The organism is Methylocapsa acidiphila B2 (assembly GCF_000427445.1).
Taxonomy (GTDB): Bacteria; Pseudomonadota; Alphaproteobacteria; order Rhizobiales; family Beijerinckiaceae; genus Methylocapsa; species Methylocapsa acidiphila.
Map to the genome: position 1 here is coordinate 2,242,515 of NZ_KE386496.1, position 17,631 is coordinate 2,260,145.

Genomic DNA, 17,631 nt, shown 5'->3' on the forward strand with positions numbered 1-17,631 from the left:
ATTCGTGCTTGCGCGATGAATCATTCCGCCCGATCTCGCGTCGCTCGGGCGAGCTTGTCCATTGACCGCGGGGTTGAACGAATGGACCAGCGGTCGTCAGCCATCGAGCTCAGGATAATGCCGAAAGATTCCTTGCTCATTGAACGCGAGCCGCCGGGAGCTCTCGAGATAGGCGCGAATGCGAGGACGCCGGGCGACCGCCTGATGCAAGGCCGCGACGCTCGGGGCGTCGGCGAGCGCGCGCTTCATCCGGCGCGGAAAAGCATAGGCCAGGCCCTCCACAACTTGAAACAAGGACAGATCCGCATAGGTGACGGCGGCGCCGACAAGATGCGCCTCCCCGCTAGGATTGCGTGCGAGGATCGTCTCGAACCAAGCGAGAAATTGAGGGATGCGCTCTTCCCGAAAATACTTCGCCCGCCGCAACGCTTCCGGCTTCTGCTCCTCGTAGTAAAGGTTTGCGCCCAGCGGATGATGGACATCATGCGCCTCCGCCACGAGATCGGCGATGGTCAGCTGAATCTGATGCGTCCATATTCGCATCGCTTCATCCTTCGGAGCGAGTTGATGGCGATCGCCAAGATAGAGCAAAATGGCGGAGGTCTGGCCGATCACCACATCGCCATCTTTGAGAAACGGCGCCGCGAAAGGCGGCTGCGCGAGATCTCGCCGCGCAAGAAAATCCAGCAGGGCGCCGTCGCAGTCAGGCTGCCGGCCTTTGTCCAAATAATCCGCAGCGGACTCCTCGAGCGCGAGCCGGACGAACTCCCCGCGTCCCTGAATGCCGGACCAATAATAAAGCTCGTAAGCCATGTTCAAGCTCCTTCCCTCTTTGAATTCCAACGGCGCCTTTGGAGCCGCAGGCGAACTGTTGCGGACATTGAGCGTTTTGCCTGGACTCCAACGGGAGATCGCTTCGTCGAGCGCAGACATTCGATTTGATTGTTCGTGAGCTAACACGCGCCGGAGCTGGACCAGCGCATCAACTTAACTATGGAGCGGATCATAAGGCCCGTCGCGTTCGCAAGCTTAATATCGATGAGCGAGCACATCCCCTAAATCGGGCGACGGGCCGAACAAGGTTGAGCGGACCACAGGGAGAAAGCGCGCCTCCGACGCAACAGAACATTCAAGCCGACAAATTAAGTCCAGCTTCATCCGTTTGCCACGCAATTGCGTCAACGACTTGCCAATGTGCCGACGGGTGCTAAGTTTTCTCCAAAGGAAATTCGATGCGATAGCTCGAAGGCCTTCGCCGCGGCTTATTTTTCATGGACGCGCTTGCAGCGCTCGGGCACGGGAATTGGAAAGGAAAACTCTGTCCCATCGCGATGATGTCTGCTCATCTCCATAGCCAGCCGGCGGCGCCCATTGGCTTGCGACGACGAGACAACTCGAAGCGGCGGCCCGTCGGCGATAATTCGGCGAAGTTCGGTTTCAGCGACGTTTGGTTGATGTGACGACGCCAGAGCATATGGTCACGGGAGGTTGTCATGAATGCGCTTTCGCCGCCTCAATTGTCCGCCCCGACCAAACAGGATCGTCGCGGCCTCCTCGCGTCTCGCCTATTTGAAACGCGTCGTCATTCGCTGGAGCTCGCAGGTCCGCTAAGCGCGGAAGACATGACGCCGCAGGCAATGGAGGATGCAAGCCCCACCAAATGGCATCTCGCACATTCGACGTGGTTTTTTGAGGCCTTTGTGCTTGAGAAGCATCTCGACGCCTACCAGCCGTTCGATGAAACCTTTGGCTATTGTTTCAACTCATATTACGAGAGCCTCGGCGATCGGCAGCCGCGCGCCCGGCGCGGCCTCCTCACACGACCGTCGCTGGAGCGCGTCCTCCAATATCGCGAGCATGTGGATCAGGCTTTAGAAAAGCTGCTGAACGAAAATCTTGCTCCCGACGCCGAGGTCTTGCGGCTCGTCGAGATCGGCGTCAATCATGAACAACAGCACCAAGAACTGCTTCTGACCGATATTCTCGCATTATTTGCCGCTCATCCGTTGCGGCCCGCCTATCGCACTCATTTGCGCGGAGGTCTCCCGGATGAGCCTGATCCATTGCAATGGATCGAATACCCCGGCGGCGTCCATCGGGTGGGTCATCAAGGCGACGGGTTCGCGTTCGACAACGAGCGCCCGCATCATGATGCGCTCATTCACCCATTCCGCCTTGCCGATCGTCTCGTGACGAATGGGGAATGGCTCGATTTTATCGCAGATGGCGGATACCGCGCGGCGTCGCTTTGGCTTTCGGACGGTTGGACGACCCTCAATCGCGATGATTGGCGAGCGCCCCTCTATTGGGAATGTCGAGACGGCCAATGGTTCGCTATGTCGCTCGATGGTTTGACTCCGGTCGAGCGGGCGGCCCCGGTCGTGCATGTAAGCTACTACGAAGCGGACGCATTTTCGCGATGGGCGAGCGCGAGGCTGCCAACCGAGTTCGAATGGGAGGTCGCGGCGCAGGATTCGCCGCCGAATCTGTCGCCTAAGAGCAACGCCATTTCGTCCCGCGCGCTATGGCCTTCGCCGGCGAAGCAGCCCTCCGACGGTCGTCCCCGTCAAATGTTCGGGGAGGTGTGGCAATGGACGCAAAGCGCCTATTCGCCCTACCCCGGCTATCGGCCCCAGAAAGGCGCCCTCGGCGAGTACAATGGCAAATTCATGGTCGGCCAGCAGGTGCTACGCGGCGCCTCTTTTGCGACTCCCTACAATCACAGTCGGTCTACTTATCGGAACTTTTTCTATCCACACCAGCGCTGGCAGTTCATGGGTCTGCGCCTCGCCTCGGAGATCACGCAATAATGACCCGTCCCGCCGCCGCCCATCCCTTGGAAGCATTTGCATTTGCAGATCAAGCTTTCGCCGCCGACGTGATCGACGGTCTGTCACGCTCGCCGAAATCTCTCTCTCCTCGATATTTCTACGACGCGCTCGGCAGCGACTTGTTCGAACGGATTACGCAACTCCCTGAATATTATCTAACGCTCGCCGAGGCCTCGATTCTCAAAGCGCGCGCGGCCGAGATTGCCCACGGCGTCCCGCCTGGCGGCGTGCTTTTGGAATTCGGCTCCGGCTCCAGCCGAAAGACGGAATTTCTCCTCGACGCGCTGCCTCAGTTGGCGGCCTATGTGGCGGCCGATGTGTCCGAGACCGCGCTCGACGACGCGCGACGACGGTTGGCTACGCTTTATCCATCGCTCGACATACGCCCTATCGTCGCTGATTTCTCCCATCCGATCGAGTGCCCCCCCGATCTCGCAGAACGGCCTCGGATCGGTTTTTTTCCAGGATCGACAATCGGTAATTTATTGCCCGCGGACGTTATTCGCTTACTCCTTGTCATGGGGCGCTCACTGGGGTCCAACAGTCGCCTGATCGTCGGCGTCGACATCAAGAAGGACGCGCCACGGCTCGTCGCCGCCTACAACGACTCGGCTGGCGTGACGGCGGCGTTCAATCTCAATTTGTTGACGCGCATCAACCGCGAGCTCGGAGGCTCCTTCGACCTGACGGCGTTCCAGCATAGAGCGCTCTACAATGCGCAAGAGGGCCGCATCGAGATGCACCTCGTTAGCCTCAAGGATCTGTCCGTAAAAGCGGTTGGACGGCAGTTCCATTTTCGCGCAGGCGAAAGCATTCACACCGAAAATTCTTACAAATACGCAGTCGAGGAATTCCAGGGGCTCGCCATCTCGGCGGGATGGATACCGCGGCGGGTCTGGCTCGACGAAGACCGGCTGTTCAGCTTGCATGAACTGATCGCGCCATAGCTGCCCGTAGAAGCGGCGCCTTTGGCATTATTGCTTCTGCGGCTGCGATTTTGAGTTCGCTCAAGGCCCAGACGCTGGACCGGTTCCGTTGACAAGCCAGTCTCACCAAGTAGAAGATTAGAGGGAGCTTGGCGAGGCCTCGGGCGGCGCTTGGAGCCGCATCCGGCCTCGAATGACATGCGCTATGATTCGACTTGACGGCGTCACCAAGTCCTATGGCGGTTCAATCGCCGTCGACGATGTCAGCCTGACGATCCTGCCGGGGCGGACGACGGTTTTGATCGGACCATCCGGGTCAGGAAAATCCACGCTTTTGGCTTTGATCATCGGGCTCGAATTGCCCGACGCCGGCAGGATTGCGGTCGACGAGCATCCGCTCACGCGCCTATCCGCGCTTAGTTTGCGCCGCCGGATGGGCTATGTGGTTCAAGATGGCGGCCTATTTCCGCACCTCACAGCGCAGGAAAATATCTGCCTCATGGCTAAAGAGATCGGCTGGCCGCCTCAGCGGCGCAGAGATCGAATAACTGAGCTTTGCGCGCTAACGCGCTTTCCTCCTACGGCGCTCGGCCGCTATCCAGTCGAATTGTCAGGGGGCCAGCGTCAACGCGTCTCTCTGATGCGCGCATTGATGTTGGACCCCGACGTGCTCCTCATGGACGAGCCCTTGGGCGCGCTCGATCCCATGATCAGAGCCGAGCTGCAGGATGAACTCAAAGACATATTCGGACGTCTCGCGAAAACGGTCGTGCTCGTGACCCATGACCTCAGCGAGGCGGCGTTTTTCAGCGATGCGATCATCCTGATGCATCAAGGTCATGTCGTCCAACAGGGGCTATTCCGTGATTTGATCGAGAGCCCGGCCGAGCCGTTTGTCGGTCAATTTGTTCACGCGCAATTGCGCCGCCTCGCGATGATCAACGAGCGGGCGATGAAGATAAAGAAGGGACGCGCTTGAAGCCCAGCTGCAAAAGCATCGTTTTTATTGCGCTTCTTGTCGCAGCTCTCGCCGGCCCGGCGTCGACGTCGGCCAACGCGGCCAATTCCGGTCCAGAAATCCGCATCGGCTCCAAGAAATTCACCGAATCCGTCATTTTGGCCGAAATGGCAGCGAGTCTAGCCGCCTCGGCGGGCGCGACCGTCATTCATCGCCAGGAACTCGGCGGCACTCGGCTTGTGTGGGACGCCTTGCTTGCCCATGAGATCGACGTCTATCCTGAATATGCCGGAACGCTCGCGAGGGAAATTCTCGCAAATGAGCATGTTGTCGACGAACAATCGCTCGAGGGCGCGCTTGCGAAGCGCGGACTTCGCGTGAGCCGATCGCTCGGCTTCAACGACAGCTATGCGCTCGGCATGATGCGGCAAACGGCGGAAAGATTGCGGATTTCAAAAATCTCCGATCTTGCCCGACATCCCTCGCTCCGATTCGGAATGAGCGATGAATTTCTCGACCGCGCGGACGGTTGGCCGGCGCTCCATAGCGCCTACGGCTTGAGCGCGCCGGACGTGCGCGGCGTGGATCATGACATTGCCTACAAGGGCCTTGTCGACGGGGCGATCGACGTGATCGACCTCTACACGACGGATGCTGAAATTGGGCGCTACCAGATTCAGGTTCTAGAGGATGATCGGCGTCATTTCCTCGATAATGAGGCCGTCCTCATTTACCGGATCGATCTCGAACAAAGCGCGCCGAATGCTTTGCGCGCGATGCTTCAGCTCCAAGGGCGGATCAAAGACTCCGCAATGGTTGAAATGAATGGGACCGTGAAGTTCGAGCAGCGAACGGAAGCAGATGTCGCAGCGCAATTTGTCGCGACGAATTTCGGGATCGCCAATCCAACCCATAATGAAGGGTTGGCGGCGAGGCTCTTGCGACGCACCGGCGAACATCTCAGATTGACCCTGCTGTCTCTCGCGGCCGCGATCGCCGTCGCTTTGCCGCTCGGCGTCGTTGCGGCCTGGCGTCCAACCTTTGGTCACATCATTCTGGCGCTCGTCAGCATTGTTCAAACAATTCCGTCGCTCGCGCTTCTGGTGTTCATGATCCCCCTTCTCGGCATCGGAGCTCTGCCGGCCATAGCGGCGCTTTTCCTGTACAGTCTGTTGCCGATCGTCAGAAATACGGCTTCAGGGATTATGAACATCCCTTTGTCGATCCACAATTCCGCAGTCGCGCTGGGGCTCACCCCGATGCGCCGCCTAAGGCTTATTGAAATTCCCTTGGCGTCGCCGACGATCCTCGCCGGCATTAAGACAGCGGCGGTGATCAACGTCGGCACGGCGACGCTTGGCGCGTTAATCGGCGCCGGCGGCTACGGCCAACCTATTCTCACCGGCATCCGGCTCGACAATTTCAATTTAATCCTCGAAGGAGCCGCGCCGGCGGCGTTGCTCGCGCTCTTCGTGGAGGGCCTCTTTGAGCTTGCCGAGCGTCGCCTCGTCCCACGTGGGTTACGATTGAGGCCGAACCGGTCGGCATAGCGCACGCAACATCGCGCCTATTGGCCTTTGCGCTACCCTAGTGGCGGAAATGCCGGACGCCGGTCATGACCATGGCGAGGCCCGCGGCGTCGGCGGCCTTGACGACGTCATCGTCGCGAACCGAGCCGCCGGGTTGAATGACCGCGGTCGCGCCGGCTTCGGCGGCGGCGAGCAGCCCATCGGCGAAGGGGAAGAACGCGTCCGAGGCGACGGCCGATCCTTTGGCGAGGCTCTCCGACAGGCCTGCCGCGCGCGCCGCCTCCGCCGCCTTCGTCGCGGCGATTCTCGACGAATCGACGCGGCTCATCTGGCCTGCGCCAATCCCTACGGTCGCGCCGCCCTTGGCGTAGACGATGGCGTTCGACTTGACATGCTTGGCGACGCGAAAGGCGAATTTGAGGTCGGCCCATTCCTCTTCCGTCGGCGCGCGCTGCGTGACGACGCGCAAGTCCATATCGTCCACGACGGCATTGTCGCGGCTCTGCACCAACATGCCCCCCGCGACCGGGCGATAGGCGAGGCCCGCCGCACGCGGATCCGGTAGGCCCCCGGTCAAGAGCAGACGCAGATTTTTCTTCGCGCCGACGATCTCTATCGCTTCTTCCGCGGCGTCCGGCGCGATGATGACCTCGGTGAAAATCTTCACGATTTCACGCGCCGCCTCGGCGTCGAGCTTGCGATTGAGAGCGACGATCCCGCCAAAGGCTGAAACCGGATCGCAGCGCAGCGCCAACTCATAGGCCTCGCGCAGAGTCGCGGCCTCGGCGACGCCGCAAGGATTGGCGTGCTTGATGACGGCGACGGCGGCGGCGCGCGTCGGATCGAACTCGGCGATGAGCTCGAAGGCCGCGTCCGTGTCGCCGACATTATTGTAGGAGAGCTGCTTGCCCTGCGTCTGGCGGGCGGTCGCGACGCCGAAGCGGCGTTGCGGCGTGAGATAAAGGGCGGCGGATTGATGCGGGTTCTCGCCATAGCGCAGGCTCTCGGCGCGCGCGCCGCCGAAGGCGCGATAGGCCGGCGCTTCCTCCCCGATCTCCTCGGCGAGCCAATTCGAGATCGCGGAATCATAGGCTGCGGTGCGGGCGAAGGCTTTTTGCGCGAGCCTGCGGCGCAGTTCGATACTGGTCGCGCCGCCCTGCGCCTTCAGCTCTTCGATCAGCGCTCCGTAATCCGCGACATCGACCACGACCGCGACATCGGCGAAATTTTTCGACGCGCCTCTGATCATGGCCGGGCCGCCGATGTCGATATTTTCGACGCAATCAGCGAAATCCGCGCCCCTGCTGATCGTCGCCTCGAACGGATAGAGATTGACGACGAGAAGATCGATCGGCGCAAGGTCATGCGCGAGCATCGCGGCCTCGTGCTCGGGGTTGCCGCGGATCGCCAGCAGCCCGCCATGCACCTTGGGATGGAGGGTCTTGACGCGCCCGTCGAGAAGCTCGGGAAAGCCGGTCAGATCGGCGACCTCTCGGACCGGGACGCCCGCTTCGGCGAGCGCCTTTCGCGTGCCGCCGGTGGAGACGAGCTCGACGCCTAGGCCCACGAGTTCGCGCGCGAATTCGACGAGACCGGTCTTATCGGAGACGGAAATGAGGGCGCGGGCGGCGCGGCGAAGCTCGATCGGCATTGCGATAACCTGCTGAAATGCGCCTGGCGCAGGGCGATGCGCGCGCCGAAGCGGATCGGAAGAGGAGCCGCGAGGGACGCGGAGGGATGGCTGCAACGCCGCGTGTTAGCACAAAGCGCGGGCGGCACCTATTCAAACGAAAATAAGGTCGTGACTCAGTTTGAAATTCGCCCGGCGCGCCTTGTGGGAAGTTCGGCTCAGAGCTTACGATGACGAGAATCAACCCAATGCGGACTCTGCTGGTCCGTGCTCTTGAATGGAAGCGCCGCACTCTAGGCCCAATCTCAACTTGGTGAAATTTTTCAGGATTAGTTAGCGTATTTGTATTCTGGCGCGGCCTTAAGTTGATCAGCGTTTGCGTTCATTGTGGCGTGCCATTTGTGGTCCTTGGCCTTGAAGCTGATTGCCGACGGGTGCACGACAACATAGTGCTCGCCCATCCCGAGAAACTCTCCCACGCTGACGATATAACCGTTTAGGCCGCTTGCATCTAAGGCGATATCCTTGATCGTACCGATGTTTTGCTTGTCTTTGTTGTAGACGTGCAAGCCGACCACGTTCGAGCTGAGTTCGCTATGGGCAGGAACATATATGAATACGCCGCTGGGAGCGGGGTTGGCCCCTCGCATCATGGCGGCGCAGACAAAAACCTCGGATATTCCCGCATGCTTGGCGATTTCCTTGGCCGTGTGAACAGCCGTCAAGAACGAAAGCTGTCCCATGGCGCTGGCCACCGTGATGGTGAGGCCGAGGGGGTCATTTGTTTCCGCATATTCCTCGCCATACATGACGAGCACGTATTTTTGTCCGGCGGGAATCTCGTTTTGTGACGAAATGTATTTTACTTTGGGCATTGGTCGGCCTTTGCATCTTGCCGATGGTTCAGAAATTGCGCGATTTGTCGTTTCAGAGACGATCGCTGCCCGCACCAGAGACTACAACACTAACGTCATCTCCTGGAGCTCGTTCTGATTGGTCGGCACCATGCTGGAAATAGGCGGCCTTTTATGTGACAGGATGACGATGGAGGTCCGTCGACCGCCAGCATGGGTCGTCAGCGCGAAAGGGTCCCCTGCCCCGGCATTCCGTTCTCGGCGCACGGGCTTCATTCCGGCGCCGTCGCAATATGCTCGATGCCTTGAAGCCGGAGCGATTTCCGATCGAGCGAATAAGAACGGGTCGGACGCTGAATTATTCAGCCGGCACAGGCGTTGCGCCGCGCGCGTCAGCCATCGAGACAGCGGGCCTCAGCGGCGCGAAGCGCCGAAGCCGCAGCGCATTGGTGACCACGAAGATGGAGGAGAAGGCCATCGCGCCGGCCGCCAGCATGGGCGACAGGAGAAGGCCGAACGACGGATAGAGCGCGCCGGCGGCGACGGGAATGAGAATGATGTTATAGCCGAAGGCCCAGAACAGATTCTGCTTGATGTTGCGCATTGTGAGCCGGCTCAGCGCGACCGCCGTCGCCGCGCCGGCGAGTTCCCCGCTCATCAACACGACATCGGCCGCCTCGATCGCGACGTCCGTCCCGCTGCCGATCGCTATGCCGACATCGGCCCGCGCCAGCGCCGGCGCGTCATTGATGCCGTCGCCGACGAAGGCGATCGCCTCGTGCCCGGTGCGAAGCTCGTCCAACGCCTTGATCTTACCGTTGGGGAGGACTTCGGCGACGACCTTGTCGATGCCAACCGTCTTGGCGATGGCCTCGGCCGCGCGTCGATTGTCGCCTGTGACCATAAGGATCTCGAGCCCGAGCCGGCGCAGCGCCGCGACCGCCTCCGGCGCCCCGGGCGCGATCGGATCGGCGACGACGATCAGGGCCGCGAGCCTGCCGTCGATCGAGGCGTAGAGCGGCGATTTCGCCGCCTCGCCGAGACGCGCCGCCGCCTCGGAGAAGCCCGATACGTCGACGCCGAGCCCGACCAGAAAGCGATCCGCGCCGATCACGACATGGCGGCCGGCGACTTTGGCCTCGACGCCGAGGCCAGGCCTAGCCGCAAAGCCCACCGCATCTTTTATCTTGGCCTCGGCCCGCCACGAGCCGAAGAGCCGCCTGCCTTTGGCGGCCGGCGCCTCGACTGCCAGCTTCTGGGCGACGCCGGCGCTCTTCGCTGCGGCGACGATGGCGACGGCCACCGGATGTTCAGAACGCGCCTCAACCGCCGCGACAAGGGCCAAGACCTCGTCGCGGTCGAAGCCCGGCGCGACGATGAAATCCGTCAGCTCGGGACGGCCCTTGGTGATGGTCCCGGTCTTGTCGAGCGCGATCGCCGTGATGCGGGACAGGGTCTGCAAGGCTTCGCCCTTGCGGAACAGGACGCCCAATTCCGCGGCGCGCCCGGTCGCGACCATGATCGACACCGGCGTGGCGAGGCCCATGGCGCAGGGGCAAGCGATGATGAGGACGGCGACCATCAAGGTCAGCGCATAGGTCAAGGAAGGTTGCGGCCCGAACCAAAGCCAAACGACGAAGGTCAAAGCGGCGACGGCCATCACCGCCGGGACGAACCAGCCGGTGACCTTGTCGACCAACGCCTGGATCGGCAGCTTGGCGCCTTGCGCGTCCTCGACCATGCGAATGATCTGCGCCAGCACAGTGTCCGCGCCGATCCTTTCGACCCGGAAAGAGAAGCTCCCCGTCGTGTTGATCGTCCCGCCGACCACTTCGGCGCCGACGGCCTTGGCCGCTGGCTTCGGCTCCCCGGTCAGCATGGATTCATCGACAAAGGACGCGCCTTCGACCAGCCGCCCGTCGACCGGAACCTTCTCTCCAGGCTTGACCAGAACAATGTCGCCGACCGCGACCTGCTCGAGAGGAACCTCGACGACCGCCCCCCCTCGCACCAGCCGCGCCATCTTGGGCCTAAGCCCGATCAGGCGCTCGATCGCGGCGCCCGCCCGGCCTTTCGCCCGCGCCTCGAGGCTGCGGCCGAGCAGGATCAGGGTCACGATGACGGCGGCCGACTCGAAATAGACATGCGAGGCGCCGGCCGGAAGCAGACTCGGCGCAAAGGTGACGACGGAGGAATAAATATAGGCCGCGCCGGAGCCGAGCGCGACCAGCGCGTTCATATCGGGCGCGGCGCGCCAGAGCGCCGGCAGTCCGGCCGTGAAAAAGCGGCGGCCGGGGCCGAAGAGCACGAGCGAGGTCAAGGCGAATTGAAGAAGCAGGCTCGCCCGCATCCCGATCGTCGCCATGACGAACTCATGGAAATGCGGGATTAGATGACCGCCCATCTCGATGATGAAGATGGGCGCAGTCAGAGCCAGGGCCAAGGCGAAGGCGCGCATCGCGCTTTCGGCTTCGGCCCGACCTTCGTCTCGCCGCGACTCGGCGGGCGCGTCCGACTTGATCTGACGCGTCGGATAGCCCGCCGCGGAAACGGCCTTGGCGAGAGCGTCGGGCGTCGTCGCGCCGCTGACGAAGCGAACAGATCCAGTCTTGGCTGCAAGATTGACATTGGCCTCGAGAACGCCGGGCACGCTCTTGAAAGCCTTCTCGGCATGGCTGACGCAGGAGGCGCAGCTCATCTTGTCGATCTCGAACCGCGCCGTGTCAGTCGCCGTCTCATAGCCGGCTTTGCCGATCGCCGCGACGACGCCGTCGACGTCGGCCGGCCCCGCAAATTTCACGTCAGCCTGCTTGGTGGCGAGATTGACCGAGGCGGAAGCGACGCCGGGCGTCGCCAAAATCGCCTTCTCGACCCGCCCGACGCAGGAGGCGCAGGACATGCCCTCGACGCGAATGCGGATCGCGCCGGGCTTGTTCGAATCAGCAGCTTTTGACGACATCGACATATCCCAATTCCGGCGGAGCCTGCGCGGCTCGCAGTTCACTGCCTCGCCCCTCCAATCGGCTGCGGAATGGAGCGCGCCCTAGATCAATAGGCGTTGTCGTCAGGCGTCGGATATGTATCCGACGCCAAAATGTCGAAAACACCGATCAACTTATTTGGAACATGCGCTAGGCTTCGGCTGCGGACTCGTAGCCCGCGGCGGCGATCGCCGCGATCACGGCCTCTGTTTTCGGCGCGCCGGCAAAGGTGACCGCGGCCCGCTTGGCGGCGAGATCGACCGCGGCGGAAGCGACGCCGGGCGTCGCCAAAATCGCCTTCTCCACCCGCTCAGCGCATGACGAGCAGGCCATGCCATTGACATGAAGGGTCACGGCGGGCTTGCTCGATGAAGTTGCGGCGAAAGACATTATCGGCTTCCTTCCATAGCGCCAGAACGGCGCGACTGCGATCTACATCATCACGACGCCGCGCCAATGCAAGAGGGAGACATATTCAAGACTGCAAGCCCGATGCGGCGATCGCCCGCGGCACGGCATTTTATCGAGAGACACGGCTCGATCTTTCAGCGGACCGAGTTCATGTATAAATGAAGGATCCAGGAGGCGCGCCATGTCGAAATCGATCGTCGTCACCGTTCCGCATGATCTCGGTCTCGAGAAGGCGAAAAAGCGCGTTTCCGAGCGCATCGAGCTGCTTCGCCGCGACTATATCGACAAACTGGCCTACTCCGAAGTTGCCTGGACCGGCGACAAGGCCGACGTCAGGGTCGTGGCCTTCGGGCAGACAGTCACGGCGCAACTCGACGTCAAGCCCGACAGCTTGCGCATCGAGGTGCAACTTCCATGGGTCTTCGCCCTTCTCGCCGATAAGATTCAAGGAACTTTGAAGAGCAACGCCCAGGATACGCTTCAGATCGGGCATACGCCCAAAACCTGAGCAAGACCGCTTTCCCTGTCTGAAGGTTCGCGCCGCCCGATGAGCTGCAGCGCGAAACGAGAGCGGCCCCGGAAGCTCTGGCCGGGACCGAGCTTTCTACTGGTTTTATATAAACATAATATAGTTCGAGCCAAAGCGCCTGGAGGCGCGACCGAGCTTTACCCAGCCGCGCGGAACAATCGCGCTTTACTCGACGGCGATCATCACATCCGAGGACTTGATGATGGCGTGAGCTTTCTTGCCTTTCACGAGGCCGAGCTCGTCAACGGATTCGTTAGTGATCGAAGCGGTGACGATTCCAGCCTTGATCTCAATCTCGACATGCGCGGTCGTCGCGCCCTTGTGAACCTCTTTGATCGTGCCTTCGAGGAAGTTTCGAGCTGAAATTTTCATAATGCTTTCCTTATCGAGACAATGGCTCCGACGCGCGGAGGCGCGGTTCTGCACGACGTGGCAAAGCCAAATCTTACATAGGATCTTTGTGGATGCTAGACCAGCCCAAGCGCGGGAAATAGGCGACGTGCGCGCAATCCTGCGACATTATATAGCGCATTCGAGCAGGGGCGGGCTGGCGCGAGGCCATGAACATGTTCGACAAGACGCAGGCGCAAGAATAATGAGGCCGGCAATATCCATCGGCTGGACCCGGAGACGTCTCTATTGAATCTGCCCCTTCTGCCGGACGCCCTCCTCGACCAGCTTCTGGCCGACGACGTGCCTTTCCTCGATCTCACGACCCATGTGCTCGGCGTCGGCGAGAAGGCCGGCCGCATGAGCTTTTCGGCTCGCCACGGAATGGTCGCCGCCTGCGTCGAGGATGCAGGGCGCATCATCGAGCGCGCCGGCGCCAAGGTGACGCTGCAGGCGAAGTCCGGCGCCGAGCTCGCGCCGGGCGCCGCTCTGCTCACTGCGGCGGGACCTGCCTCCGCGCTGCTTCGCGCCTGGAAAATCGCGCAAAATCTCATCGAGACGACGGCGGGCATAGCGACGGCGACCAGACGGATCGTCGAAGCCGCCCGCGCGGTCGCGCCCGACGTCGCAATCGCCTGCACGCGTAAGAATGCGCCGGGCACGAAGCTGCTGGCGGTCAAGGCGATTCTCGCCGGCGGCGCGACGCCGCATCGTCTCGGCCTTTCCGAAACCATCCTGATTTTCGCCGAGCATCGCGCTTTTCTCGCCGGCCTCACGGCGGCGCAGATGATCGGCGTGGCCCGGCGCGAGGCGGCGGAGAAGAAGATTGTCGTCGAGGTGGGATCCCTCGAGGAGGCGCTGGCTTTCGCCGCGGCGGGCGCCGACGTGATTCAGGCGGAGAAATTTCGCCCGGAACAGATCGCCGCGCTGCGCCGCGCGCTCAATGAACATTCCCCTCGGCCGTTGATCGCCGCCGCGGGCGGCGTCAACGCGAGCAATGGCGCAGAATTTGCTGCCGCTGGAGCTGATATTCTCGTGACGTCGGCGCCCTATTGGGGAAAGCCTCTCGATGTCGCCGTTCGTATCGAGGCAGTGTAAGAGCTTGGTCGCTAGGCGTTCGCCTTCGTGCGTGCGAAGGGGCGCATTCAAGAGCGACTCTCGGGATGGAAATTTGCTTCCAGAGCGCCCAGCGAAAGTCGAGAAGGACGCGTACAAGGAAAAATGCGCGGTCAATTTTTTTGAATTATGCTGTAAATCTGCGCGCGGAGGTTGACCAAATTCAATTGCCGGCAAAGCATTTCATCATCGAGGCGCGGCGGGAGCCGTCGCGAGGCATGATTCCCACATAGGCTAAGGATACAGGATAGGCTCCCGCGAAGACATGTTGGAAGTTCCAAAACAACGAGCGATCCGGCCAGTCCTCAAGACCGCCCTCCCGGCGCGGGTCCTGAACCACGATCGGGACATGGCGCTGACCACGCTCTTTTTCGAAGACGGCGAATTGCGCGTGCCGATCATCGACAGCCCGATCGGGTCGGGCGTCACCGTGCGGATCGACGCCCGCGACGTGTCAATCGCGCTTTCGCGGCCGATGGACGTATCGATCACCAACCGGCTTCCCGGCGAGATCGCGGAACTCATCCATTTGTCGCCGCCTTATGTCCGCGTGACCTTCAATCTCGGCAAGACCTATCTGCATGCGCTCGTGACGCGCGAATCGGTCGAGCGGCTCGCCCTCGCGCCTGGCGTCAGCGCCTGGGTGATGATCAAGGCCGTCGCGATTTCTGACCGCGAGCTTAAGCCGAATCTCGCGCCGCAGCCGCGACCCTGGCCTTTGGATCGAAAGACCAATCCAAGGACGCGGTGATTTCCTCCACCGACTTCTTCGCCGAATGGGCCGCGTGGCGCTCGATCGAACGATAGAGGGCGACCAACCGTTCGCCGAACTGGGTGATCTCGGCGCCGCCGCCGCGCCGCCCCGGGAAGGTTGCGACGACGGGGCTTTCGAACGTGCGGTTCAAGGCGTCGACGGTCAGCCAGCATTTTCGATAGGACAGGCCGAGCGCCCGACTCGCGCCGATGATCGAGCGCTCGATCCGGATCGTGTCGATCAGGGCGAGATCCTCAGGCCCGAACGAGCCTCCGTTCGGCAAATTGAGGTAGATCGTGACATAGGCGGCCTGCCTCTTGGTCCTTTGCATGGAATGTCCCTTATGCTCGCCGCTCGGTTTCGCGCCAATTCCGATAGAAATTTCTCTTCCGACTTGCTCGCCTGCGCATCGGCGTCACGGATTGCACGCGGAGCTTTGAGGAAACGATTACGGATCAAACAAACGAAACCCTAGGCCTTGAACATGCGCCGCAACAGTCGATCGATTTTTTCGACATAGACATCGGATCTATCCGGAGTCTCATGAAAACATGCTCAAACTTGTCGATCCGGAGCGCGTTCTTGTCATCCGCCCATTCATGTCCAACGCATGCTTCGCCGCGCGATTGGCGCGCCGCGTGAAATCGAACAGGGTTCCTATTCGGGGACATAGTCCTAAAAGCAAAATAAATGAAGACCCGACGCCCTTTCGAAGAAAACGACGATTCAACGAATCCAGCACGCTCCTGCTTAAAAATTTATTCCGGCTCCGCTCGGCGCCGTCGAATGATCCTGCCGCCAGGCCGCGCGGATCAATCGATGAAAAGGCTGAGGCGAGGTTCGCGCAACATCCGCTCGCTCTCGCAGAACATAACCGCCCGCACGGTCGCTTCGGCGATCGCCCTGGCGCGATCGTCGATTCCGGCGCATCGCGCGGCGCGGCCTCGAGGATCGACCTCGACCAGCTTGACCCCCGCCGGCATCTCGGCCCCATCACGCGCGAGCCCGCGCAGCATTCCATCGATCGGCGCCGCGACCGGAGCGCCGTCGAGATGCCCGACGACGACGCCCTTGAAGACGCGCGCGCCGATGTCGAGCGCGGTGCGCCAACGGCCCGCCGCCTCGGTATAGACGAAACGTTCCGCCCCAACCCCGCCGAGCAGGCTCGGCGACGGCCCTTGCGGCTCGGTCGTCCCCTCGCGGAGAACCACACCTGCGCGACCCGGCCGCGTCTCGACAGCGATGTCGCAATTTCCGCGCGCGGTGAAGCCTGGCCCGAGGCCGATCGTGACCCGCGCCAAGCCGCGCAATCGCGGCATCACCCCGCGCTTGTGCATGCGCGCGTCGACGATGACGTCGAGTGGGCCGAGCACGAGCAGTTCGGTCAGGCCGAGCGTCGTCACCGCGACCCGATCCTCACACGAGGCAATGTCGAAAAGCTCGCTGGCGCTTTCGATCCGCGCCGCCGCGATCGCCTCGATCAGAGGCCCATCGTCGTAAAGCGCGTCGTGAAAGGCCATTCGGCGCCGAATCACCGGCGCCAGCGGATCGTGGGTCAACGCCACGGCGCGGCCGGCCCGACTCAGGAAAACTGCGACCGCCGACGCGATCTCGTTAGTTCCGAGCACAACCGCGAGCCGTGACTTCGAAAGGCCGGCCCCCTCGAATCCGCTGCGGCCCTGGGCCGTATGTTCAATCCTGACCTTTTCCATGATCGATCCGCAGAGCCCCGAAAAAAGGCGAGTCGAAGCATTAAGTAAATATACGACATTATATCGCTTGACGCAAATCGAAGGCGCGGCGGCGCCTTGCCTGCCATTGGCGCAAAAGGCGCTTTCCGGTCGCCTCAGGAGCGCGGGAGATCAGCGGCGCTGCTCCAACAGCGTCGCGACAATTATGATAATGTGGCAGAAAAATATGCGCGCAAATGAATAGACTATGACAGGCTTTCCTTCGGCGACAGTTTAAAGCAGCCGAATTTAGTCCATAAAATAAATTCACGATCGCCCGGACGACGCATGATAATAATCGAGACGCGACTCTTGAATTGGGCGGCGAGGACGCATAGAAAATCTACACGCCTTGATTTGTTGAAACTCTTGCCGATGCTTGGCGTTCAAGGCGTGTCGTTTACCCCATTGAGGAGGCAACTATGCAACGTCGCGAATTCATCGCCGCCGTCGGAACGGTCGCCGCCGCCGCCGCAGCCGCAACTCCGGCTTTTGCGCAGGCCGGCGGCGAGGAGCACATGCATCCGCCGAAATATAAAACGCTCGAGCAACTGACTTCCGAATGCGTCGCGACGGGCAATGACTGCCTGAGACATTGCTTCGGCATGTTCTCGATGAAAGACACGAGCATGACGGATTGCGCCGATTCGGCCTATCAGCTCGTCGCCGCTTGCAGCGCGCTGCAGACTCTCGCCTCGGTGAATTCGCCCCACACCGGCCATTTCGCCAAGGTGGTGGAAATGATTTGCTCGGACTGCCAGAAAGAATGCGAGAAATTCCCGAAGATCGCCGAATGCAAGGCCTGCGCGGAGTCCTGCAAGAAATGCGCGGAAGAGTGCCGCAAGATCTCGGCCTAAACATTCTGCTCAACGGCGCTTCCTAGAGCCTTTCCCTATCGAGGAAGGCAAAATTGACCGCCGCGCCTGCGGCGAGAGCGCGAGAAGACCACGCGGCCGCTCCAAGAAGCTTGCGGCCGCGCCTTCCGCCTGCGC

General features: G+C 61.5%; 16 protein-coding genes. 8 read left to right on the plus strand and 8 right to left on the minus strand.

Annotated features, from left to right (window positions below; all coding sequences use genetic code 11):
• Positions 1-96: 96 nt before the first annotated feature.
• Entirely contained in the window at positions 97-813 is a 717-nt protein-coding gene (locus METAC_RS0112930; RefSeq protein ID WP_026607361.1) for a glutathione S-transferase, read from the minus strand.
• 680 nt (positions 814-1,493) lie between these two features.
• Between METAC_RS0112930 and egtB the strand changes: the two genes are divergently transcribed.
• The 4 genes from egtB to METAC_RS0112960 all read left to right on the plus strand — a co-directional run bounded on the left by egtB (position 1,494) and on the right by METAC_RS0112960 (position 6,265).
• Positions 1,494-2,810 (plus strand): ergothioneine biosynthesis protein EgtB, encoded by a 1,317-nt coding sequence (gene egtB, locus METAC_RS23535; RefSeq protein WP_036255568.1) that lies wholly within the window; start codon positions 1,494-1,496, stop codon positions 2,808-2,810.
• The gene (gene egtD, locus METAC_RS0112950; RefSeq protein ID WP_051335558.1) at positions 2,810-3,778 is read left to right on the plus strand and encodes an L-histidine N(alpha)-methyltransferase; all 969 of its coding nucleotides are present in this window, start codon (positions 2,810-2,812) and stop codon (positions 3,776-3,778) included. The genes egtB and egtD overlap by 1 nt, the downstream gene beginning before the upstream one ends.
• Positions 3,779-3,962: 184 nt before the next feature.
• Positions 3,963-4,736: an ATP-binding cassette domain-containing protein gene (locus METAC_RS23540; protein ID WP_036255570.1), complete on the plus strand. Its 774-nt coding sequence runs from the start codon at positions 3,963-3,965 to the stop codon at positions 4,734-4,736.
• Positions 4,733-6,265: a glycine betaine ABC transporter substrate-binding protein gene (locus METAC_RS0112960; RefSeq protein ID WP_036255572.1), complete on the plus strand. Its 1,533-nt coding sequence runs from the start codon at positions 4,733-4,735 to the stop codon at positions 6,263-6,265. Before METAC_RS23540 ends, METAC_RS0112960 begins: the two co-directional genes overlap by 4 nt.
• A 37-nt stretch (positions 6,266-6,302) precedes the next feature.
• On the opposite strand, the gene purH is transcribed toward METAC_RS0112960, so the two are convergent.
• The 4 genes from purH to METAC_RS0112980 form a co-directional block, all read right to left on the minus strand.
• The gene (purH, locus tag METAC_RS0112965) at positions 6,303-7,895 is read right to left on the minus strand and encodes a bifunctional phosphoribosylaminoimidazolecarboxamide formyltransferase/IMP cyclohydrolase (RefSeq protein ID WP_026607365.1); all 1,593 of its coding nucleotides are present in this window, start codon (positions 7,893-7,895) and stop codon (positions 6,303-6,305) included.
• Positions 7,896-8,203: 308 nt separating this feature from the next.
• Positions 8,204-8,749, minus strand: a complete 546-nt coding sequence (locus METAC_RS26500; protein ID WP_156898212.1) for a PRC-barrel domain-containing protein — start codon at positions 8,747-8,749, stop codon at positions 8,204-8,206.
• A gap of 337 nt (positions 8,750-9,086) precedes the next feature.
• Positions 9,087-11,693, minus strand: coding sequence for a heavy metal translocating P-type ATPase (locus METAC_RS23550; protein WP_036255575.1), 2,607 nt, complete (start codon positions 11,691-11,693; stop codon positions 9,087-9,089).
• A 166-nt stretch (positions 11,694-11,859) separates the two neighbouring features.
• On the minus strand, positions 11,860-12,099 hold the full coding sequence (locus tag METAC_RS0112980) for a heavy-metal-associated domain-containing protein (RefSeq protein WP_026607366.1): 240 nt from the start codon (positions 12,097-12,099) through the stop codon (positions 11,860-11,862).
• Positions 12,100-12,301: 202 nt separating this feature from the next.
• Between METAC_RS0112980 and METAC_RS0112990 the strand changes: the two genes are divergently transcribed.
• Entirely contained in the window at positions 12,302-12,628 is a 327-nt protein-coding gene (locus METAC_RS0112990; RefSeq protein ID WP_026607367.1) for a polyhydroxyalkanoic acid system family protein, read from the plus strand.
• A gap of 186 nt (positions 12,629-12,814) precedes the next feature.
• Here the strand turns inward: METAC_RS0112990 and METAC_RS0112995 are convergent, their stop codons facing one another.
• Positions 12,815-13,021 carry a TOBE domain-containing protein gene (locus METAC_RS0112995; RefSeq protein WP_026607368.1) on the minus strand — a complete coding sequence of 69 codons (207 nt, stop codon included), beginning with the start codon at positions 13,019-13,021 and terminating at the stop codon, positions 12,815-12,817.
• 267 nt (positions 13,022-13,288) lie between these two features.
• Between METAC_RS0112995 and modD the strand changes: the two genes are divergently transcribed.
• Both modD and METAC_RS0113010 read left to right on the plus strand, forming a co-directional pair.
• A complete protein-coding gene (gene modD, locus METAC_RS0113000) occupies positions 13,289-14,137 on the plus strand; it encodes a ModD protein (protein ID WP_026607369.1) in 849 nt (282 codons plus the stop codon).
• Between the two features lie 283 nt (positions 14,138-14,420).
• A complete protein-coding gene (locus tag METAC_RS0113010; protein ID WP_026607371.1) occupies positions 14,421-14,906 on the plus strand; it encodes a TOBE domain-containing protein in 486 nt (161 codons plus the stop codon).
• On the opposite strand, the gene METAC_RS0113015 is transcribed toward METAC_RS0113010, so the two are convergent.
• Positions 14,836-15,240 carry a winged helix-turn-helix domain-containing protein gene (locus tag METAC_RS0113015; protein WP_026607372.1) on the minus strand — a complete coding sequence of 135 codons (405 nt, stop codon included), beginning with the start codon at positions 15,238-15,240 and terminating at the stop codon, positions 14,836-14,838. The genes METAC_RS0113010 and METAC_RS0113015 overlap by 71 nt on opposite strands.
• 481 nt (positions 15,241-15,721) lie before the next feature.
• A complete protein-coding gene (locus METAC_RS23555; protein WP_245257481.1) occupies positions 15,722-16,621 on the minus strand; it encodes a xanthine dehydrogenase in 900 nt (299 codons plus the stop codon).
• A gap of 440 nt (positions 16,622-17,061) precedes the next feature.
• On the opposite strand from METAC_RS23555, the gene METAC_RS0113030 reads away from it, so the two are divergent.
• Positions 17,062-17,496 (plus strand): four-helix bundle copper-binding protein, encoded by a 435-nt coding sequence (locus tag METAC_RS0113030; protein ID WP_026607374.1) that lies wholly within the window; start codon positions 17,062-17,064, stop codon positions 17,494-17,496.
• Positions 17,497-17,631: the final 135 nt, after the last annotated feature.